The following is a 6,769-nucleotide window of genomic DNA, read 5'->3' as shown; positions in this document are numbered from 1 at the left end:
CAACGCCTCAAGCTTCCCGGGGCCGAGGACTTCCTCGAAGTCTGGTTGCACGAGAGCCTCGTCGAACCCAAGATCGTCGACCGACGCGGCAAGGATCGCAAAGAGCTCCTGATTGCCTACCGAATCCACGACGATCGGCTCGGCTACCTGATGGTCACGCCGACCGACCAGGCGTTTGTCGTGCGGACGTTCCTCTTCCTGACGATGGCCCCATCGCCAGAGTTCCGCCAGCTCGAAAAGCGGCTCGGCCTGACCCGCACCGACGCCGACTACCTGCGCCTCACTGAAGTCGGCCCGTACCTGCACACCGACCTTCGACAAGACGAGCGGTTGCGAAGCACCTTCGAAGCCGCCGGCTGCGGCCACCTCTTCCGCCTCCCGACGGACTCGCGCGACCTCGACCCCAAACCCTTCGCCGCCGACGTCAACGAATACCTCCGCCTCGCGGCCTAGGCCTGTTTATCGCGATCACCTGGGGTACCAGCGACGTTCAGTCCGTCTGAATCCCGGTGGACATTGCGAAGCATGCGTCGGCGGAGCGTGCCGGCGTCGTTGACGTGGGAGCTTTGCGGACCTGCGTGGGACGACAATGACTGACAACCGATCCATCGAGCAGCTCGAGCTGCGTCGACTGCTTTCTGTCACGCTGAGCGACTCCGTCGTCGAGGTGACGGGCGGCGCTGACGACGACGTCGTGGTCGTCGAGGCGAATGCGGGCGAGCTTCGCGTCACGCTCAACGGCAGCTCCCAAGCCTTCTCGCTGACAGACGTCAGTCGCATCGAGCTATCGCTGGATGCGGGCGATGACCTGGCCCAGCTTGCAGACGACGTCGCGGTTCCCGTGCTGGCTCGGCTCGGGGACGGCGACGACCGCTTCATCGGCGGCATCGGAGACGACACCGTCTTCGGCGGGGCGGGTGACGACTTCATCGTCGGACTCGCGGGAAGTGACGTTCTGCGTGGCGAATCAGGCAACGACGTCCTCTCGGGCGGTGCGAACAAGGACAGCCTCTGGGGGCACGACGGGAACGACACGCTTGCCGGTGGTGACAGCGACGACCGACTCTTCGGCGGTCCGGGGAGTGATCTGCTCGCAGGGCAGGACGGCAACGACAACCTTCTGGGCGGCGAAGGAGCAGACCAGCTCTTCGGCGGAAGCGGCGCCGACTTCGTCGAGGGCAACGCGGGCGACGACCTGATCGAAAGCGACAACGGGCTCACAACTTCACTGGACGACGCCGCTCTGCTCGCACTGGGTGGCGATGGCAACGACAGCCTGCGCGGCTCGCGATTCGATGATCTGCTTGACGGCGGACGCGGCCAAGACCAACTCTTCGGTAATGACGGCGAAGATGCGCTCACGGGCGGCGAAGGTGTCGACGAACTCACCGGCGGCGCCGGCAACGACCTCTTCGACTTCGGCGACGAAAACGAGAGCGAAGCACGCGACCTGGAAAGCAGCGACATCTTCCGACTCAGCGACACCGAATCGAGCCTGCGACTCGGCGGCACGCAGGTCGCAGCGGCCGACGGTGGCGGATCGGTTGTTCGCCTTTTCGGCAACTTCGACCCGGATCGCTCTTATCTCGCACGCTTCGTCGTCGACGGCATCACCGTCGCCGACGTTGCCGCCGCGAGCGTCACACAGGGCGAGGTCATCGTCGCCGTCCCAGCGTTGCAGGACCTGAGTCCGAATCGTTACGCCAATCAGCAGGTGACGCTCCGGCTCCTCGACGTCGTCGGTCAGTCGACGACACGCGTCGCCACCGCGCCGAACCTGCCGCTCGGCTCGGCTATCGCCAACAGCCTTCCGACAGGCTTGGTCACGGAACACGTCCTGCAAGCCGCCGTCGATCGACTGACCGACGATGCCGCCCGCTTGCTGCGGATCGGCGGTGACGCGGAGGGCTTCCTGCTCGATGACGTCAACGCTCAGCTCGCGACCGTCTCTGCCCGACTGTCGGAAGTTCAGGCGGCTCGTGCGGGCGGGACATCTGCGAGCTTCTCGCTGAACGAGATGCCGTTCGAGCTGAGCGACGAGTCGCTGGCAGCGTCCGATCGAGTGCTGCTACAAGCCTTCGCTGCTGCCGAGCAAGAACGCCTGCGAGCCGAACCGGCGTACGACGCGACTGTCGCTGCTGCCGCCGAGAATGGCGACAGCAGTGCGTTCATTGCAGGTGCCGCAACGGTGCTGGACCGTGTCTTCGGCTTGGCCTCAGGCAACGATGCGACACTGGAGGAACTAGCCGCATTCCTGGGCATCGCTGAGACGGCGGCATCCGTGCTGGCGGTTCCGGAGGCGACGACTGTCGCGTTGATCAGTGGCGACGGCGCTGTCGGCTTGGCGTACGCCGCCGCTGGCGTGCTCGGTCTGGCTAGCCAAGGTCTGATCGACTCGGTCGACAATGGAAGTGGCGAAGAGTTGGGTGCGGTGCCCGGACCGCTTCGCGAAGGCATCAACGAAGCCGGCGTCGTCTCGGCGAGTCGCGTGGTCGGACTCGGCGCTTCGAGCAATGACCTGCTCGACCAGGTCCGCCCGAGCTTCGACTCCTTCAGCGGAATCGCGCTCGCCGGAGCGCTCGTCGCGTTGCCGACGACGCCGCTTCTCACGACGTCCGACTTCAACGGGGCGTGGCAGGGCAGTTACCACTTCGACTGGGCACTCGTAACCCCGCAAGGTCAGGACATCGGCGTCGTCGCACTCGCCGCGGAAGGTGCCGGCAGCATCTCGTTCGAACTCGACCTTGACGAAGTCCTCCCCGGCGAGCGGCTGACCATTCCGGTCCAACTCACCCATCTCGGCATCGGTGACACCGGCATCCAGAGGCCGACCACGGGGCCAGCATTCCAGCGAACACTGGTTTTCAACGACCCGAACGCGCGGCTTGTCTTTGAAGAAATCACCGACCCCGACGCTCCGCTGGTCGGCGCTCTTCTCGTCGACGGCGATTACACCACGACGTTCTTCGACGACGTCAACGGCGACCTCGTGCCGACCGGAACGACAACGCTTCCCGGTGGCATCCTGGTGCCCGTTGAACTCGATGTCGTCGCGGGCGTTCTCGAAATGGAGCTGTTCGACGACGATGCACCGGCCGTCAATTCGCTGGTCGCCACATTCGGGGCAACGCTGACAACCTAGACGCTCCGACGAACCAGCATCACAGCGGCGGCAGGCTCACGCGGCTGACGCGGCGGATGTTTTCGTGTTGGCGGAGGCTTTCGAGCAACGCGTCGTCTGGGGCCTGGTCGACCTTCAGCACCATCAGCGCCCGCTGCGTGCCGGCGACCTCGGCTCGGCTGATGACCATGTCGGCGATGTTCACGCTCGCCACGCCGAACGCCTGGCCGACGGTGCCGATGACGCCGGGCTGGTCGTCGTTTTCGATGAGCACCATCTCGCCGGCAGGCACGAGATCCATCTCGAAGTCGTCGATCCGCAGGACACGCGGTCGGCCGTCGGCGTAGGCGGTGCCGAGGATGCGGTGCGAGCCGTGCGTCGTCGTCGCGCGGACACCAACGATGTTGCCGACAAGCCCCTGCGGCGGGGCGGTCTCGGCGTTGGCGACGAGCGTGATGCTCCGCTCGGCTGCCGACGGCTCGACGTTGATCACGTTCGCCGGGCTGGCCAGCATCGGGCTCAGCAGCTCGACGGCCGCGAGTCGCTTGAGCGTTTCGAGGTTCTTCTGGGCCTTCTCGCCAGAGGCACGGACGATGACTTCGTCCAGATCCTTCGGCTCGACGAGTGCCGTCAACAGTCGACCGGCACGTGACGCGACGTCGGCCAGCGCCGCTTCGTCGGCCGGCAGGTCGAGCTTCACGCCGCTGAGGTTCACCGCGCCGCTGATCTCGCCGCGCTTGAGGTATGCGACCAGCGCCCGGCACGCTTCCACCGCCACGGCCTCCTGAGCCTCGTCGGTCTGGGCGCCGAGGTGCGGCGTGAGGACGACGTTGTCCAGCCCGAACAGCGGGTGATCCTGCGGTGGCGGCTCGACGGCGAAGACATCCACGGCCGCGCCAGCGATCTTCTTGGCCCGAAGTGCCTCAGCCAGGGCGTACTCATCGACAACCTCGCCGCGTGCGTCGTTGACGACCAGCAGGTTCGGTTTGGCGATTTCATTCAGGCGACGTGCGTCCAGCAGGTGCTTCGTGTCGCCGCCGCCTGGAACGTGGAAGGTGATGACGTCGAGCTGCTTGAGGAACTCGTTGAAGTCCTTGACGATTTTGACGCGCCCATCGAGTGCGGCGTCGCCTTTGAAGTACGGGTCGTAGCCGACGACCTTCATCTCCATCGCGAGGCACCGCGTCGCGACGGTCTGCCCGATGCGACCCAGCCCGACGACGCCCAGCGTCTTGCCGGCCAGCTGCGTGCCTTGGTACTGGCTCTTTTTCCACGAGCCCGCCCGCACATGCGCGTCGGCCCCGGGAATCTTGCGCGCCAGGGCGTACATGAGCGCGATCGCGTGCTCGGCCGTCGACAGCGTGCTGGCAGCAGCGGTGTTGACGACTAGGACGCCCCGAGCCGTCGCCGCGTCGAGGTCGATGTTGTCCACGCCCACGCCCGCACGAGCGATCGCCTTGAGCTTGCCGGGGTCTTCGAGAACCTTCTTCGTCACCTTCGCCCCCGACCGCACCGCCAGCCCGTCGTAGCCCTTGACGGCGGCGGTGAGCTCGTCTTCTTTGAGACCAACCTTGACGTCGTAGTCGACGCCCTCGGCTTCGAGCAGCTTAAGCCCGTCGTCAGCGAGCTTGTCAGCGATCAAAATGCGCAGGTCGGCCATGGGCGGTCACCGTAGGCGTTCGCGCCGCCATCGCTCCGCGGCGATGCGGACAGTCTGGGCGTGGAGTTGGGCGGTCATGCCCGGCGTCTTGTGGTAGCCGCCGCCGTAGAGGACGACGGTCGGGATGTGCCAGTCGCGGCAGAGGGCGATGACGCGTTCGTCGCGATGGCGAAGGTCGTCGGTCGAAAGCTTCATCTGGCCGAAGCGGTCTTCAGCGTGCGGGTCGACGCCAGCGATGTAGAAGACGATGTCGGGCTCGAACCGCTCGATCGCTGAGGGAAGCGTCCGCTCCATCTGCTCGACGTACGCCTCGGCCGACGCCCAGCGGTCCAGTGGCACGTCCAGGTCGCCCGGCACCTTGGCCGACGGATAGTTCCGCCCGACGTGCAGCGAGTAGGTGAACGTGTACGGGTCATTGGCGAAGATCGCGTGCGTGCCGTTGCCCTGGTGCGCATCGAGGTCGGCGACGAAGGCGTGCAGCAGTGGCTCTTCGTGCTGCAGCGTCCGAATCGCAACGGCCACATCGTTGAAGACGCAGAAGCCCTGGCCGCTGTCGGGAAAGGCGTGATGCGTCCCGCCGGCGAGGTTGCACGCGATGCCCTCAGCCATGGCGAACCGCGCCGCTGCGATCGTGCCGGCGACCGCGTTGTGGCTGCGGATCGACAACGCCTCCGACGGCGGCAGGCCGAGCTTCTTGGCGGTCAGCTCGTTGAATCGGCCGGTGCGGATCGACTCGACGTAGGCCGGCGTGTGGACACGGAGCAAATCGCGTTCGTCGACCTGGCCCGGATCGATGACACGATCGCGAGCGAGCGTCCCGTCTTCGACCAACGCCCTGGCCGACTGCGGGAACTTCTCCATCGGGAACACATGTCCCGGCGGAAGCTGTACGAAGTACCGCTCGCTCGTGAAGCCTGCGATGGAAGACGGCGTCGGCAATGCAGCGTGACACTAAACGCCTCTGCCGACGCTCCGTTCAAAGGTCCTTGCGAACGAGGTGCCTGCGGAACTGAACCGGGCCCCAGTCGACGACTTCCTGCTCTGTCTCGTGGTAGCCGCGTCGCAGGAACAGCCCGATGCTGAGGAAGCTGGCCTCGCTTGTGAGGTGCGAGTGTCCGAGTTCCCTCGCACGCTGTTCGATCGTTTGCAACAGCGCATCGCCGACGCAGCGGCGTTGGAAGTCACCGGCGATGTACAGGTATGCGACGCGACCGGCCGGCTCGTTGCGACGATCGAGCGAGCCCCACCCGGCGACGACGTCGTCGATCTCGGCGACCCAAGTCTCGTGGTCCGCTGCCAACGCACTCGATGCCGCCCGCTCCGCCGCGTCTGCCCAAGCGTCGACCTGCTCCGGCGAATACCGCCCCGGCGCGGCCGCCCGCACGGCGTCTGCATAGATCGCACTCAAACGCTCCCGATCGTTGGCAACAGCGGCGCGGATCAGCATCGATCACGTTGAGTAGCCGACCGTTCCGAGAAACGCAAAGACGCAAAGTGGCAAAGGACCGCAAAGAGATCTGAAAGGTGATGTCGTTTCTTCCACGCTCTGCCTTTGCGGCTCTTTGCCCCCTTTGCGTCTTTGCGTTTCCCTTCTCCGCTACCCTCAGCCGAATGCCCCGCGACCTGCCGTATCTCACCGACGATCTGCCCGGTGTCGGCGGCGTCATGCGGGAGAAACCCGAGGACTTCTTCGTCCAGGAACTGCCCCTCTACGACCCGGCCGGCGAGGGCGAGTTCATCGTCTTCGAGTGCCAGAAGGTCGGCCTGACCACCATGGAGGCTGTCCGACGCATCGCGACCGAACTCGACATCGACCGACGCGACATCGGCTACGCGGGCCTGAAGGACCGACACGCCGTCACACAGCAGCTCTTCAGCGTGCCGCTGACCAGGGACGTCACGGAAGAGCGCGTCATGACGATGGAGGTCGACAGCCTCGCACCGCGATGGTGCGACCTGCACACCAACAAGCTCAAGCTCGGCCACCT

General features: G+C 65.7%; 6 protein-coding genes. 3 read left to right on the top strand and 3 right to left on the bottom strand.

All coding sequences use genetic code 11. The annotated features are described in order from the left end of the window. Both AAGI46_14500 and AAGI46_14495 read left to right on the top strand, forming a co-directional pair. The coding region (locus tag AAGI46_14500) for a hypothetical protein (protein ID MEM1013418.1) at positions 1-453 on the top strand (453 nt) is incomplete at its 5' end. 136 nt (positions 454-589) lie between these two features. Beyond that, positions 590-3,142, top strand: a complete 2,553-nt coding sequence (locus AAGI46_14495; protein ID MEM1013417.1) for a calcium-binding protein — start codon at positions 590-592, stop codon at positions 3,140-3,142. Positions 3,143-3,161: 19 nt separating this feature from the next. Here the strand turns inward: AAGI46_14495 and serA are convergent, their stop codons facing one another. The 3 genes from serA to AAGI46_14480 are packed head-to-tail and all read right to left on the bottom strand — an operon-like array spanning position 3,162 to position 6,228. Next, on the bottom strand, positions 3,162-4,781 hold the full coding sequence (gene serA, locus AAGI46_14490) for a phosphoglycerate dehydrogenase (protein ID MEM1013416.1): 1,620 nt from the start codon (positions 4,779-4,781) through the stop codon (positions 3,162-3,164). Between the two features lie 6 nt (positions 4,782-4,787). Continuing rightward, a complete protein-coding gene (locus AAGI46_14485; protein MEM1013415.1) occupies positions 4,788-5,720 on the bottom strand; it encodes a histone deacetylase in 933 nt (310 codons plus the stop codon). A gap of 37 nt (positions 5,721-5,757) precedes the next feature. Continuing rightward, a complete protein-coding gene (locus AAGI46_14480) occupies positions 5,758-6,228 on the bottom strand; it encodes a GNAT family N-acetyltransferase (GenBank protein MEM1013414.1) in 471 nt (156 codons plus the stop codon). A gap of 164 nt (positions 6,229-6,392) precedes the next feature. Here AAGI46_14480 and truD point away from each other — a divergent pair. Then, positions 6,393-6,769, top strand: a 377-nt coding sequence (gene truD, locus AAGI46_14475) for a tRNA pseudouridine(13) synthase TruD (protein MEM1013413.1), incomplete at its 3' end; no start/stop codon positions are given.

It is taken from the genome of Planctomycetota bacterium (assembly GCA_038746835.1).
Taxonomy (GTDB): domain Bacteria; phylum Planctomycetota; class Phycisphaerae; order Tepidisphaerales; family Tepidisphaeraceae; genus JBCDKH01.
The sequence above is the reverse complement of the archived record's forward strand: the minus strand, read 5'-3'. Positions and strand labels throughout refer to the sequence as shown.

Coding starts and splice junctions, on each gene's coding strand:
- AAGI46_14495 (MEM1013417.1), top strand. CDS start 590: ATGACTGACAACCGATCCATCGAGCAGCTCGAGCTGCGTCGACTGCTT.
- serA (MEM1013416.1), bottom strand. CDS start 4,781: ATGGCCGACCTGCGCATTTTGATCGCTGACAAGCTCGCTGACGACGGG.
- AAGI46_14480 (MEM1013414.1), bottom strand. CDS start 6,228: ATGCTGATCCGCGCCGCTGTTGCCAACGATCGGGAGCGTTTGAGTGCG.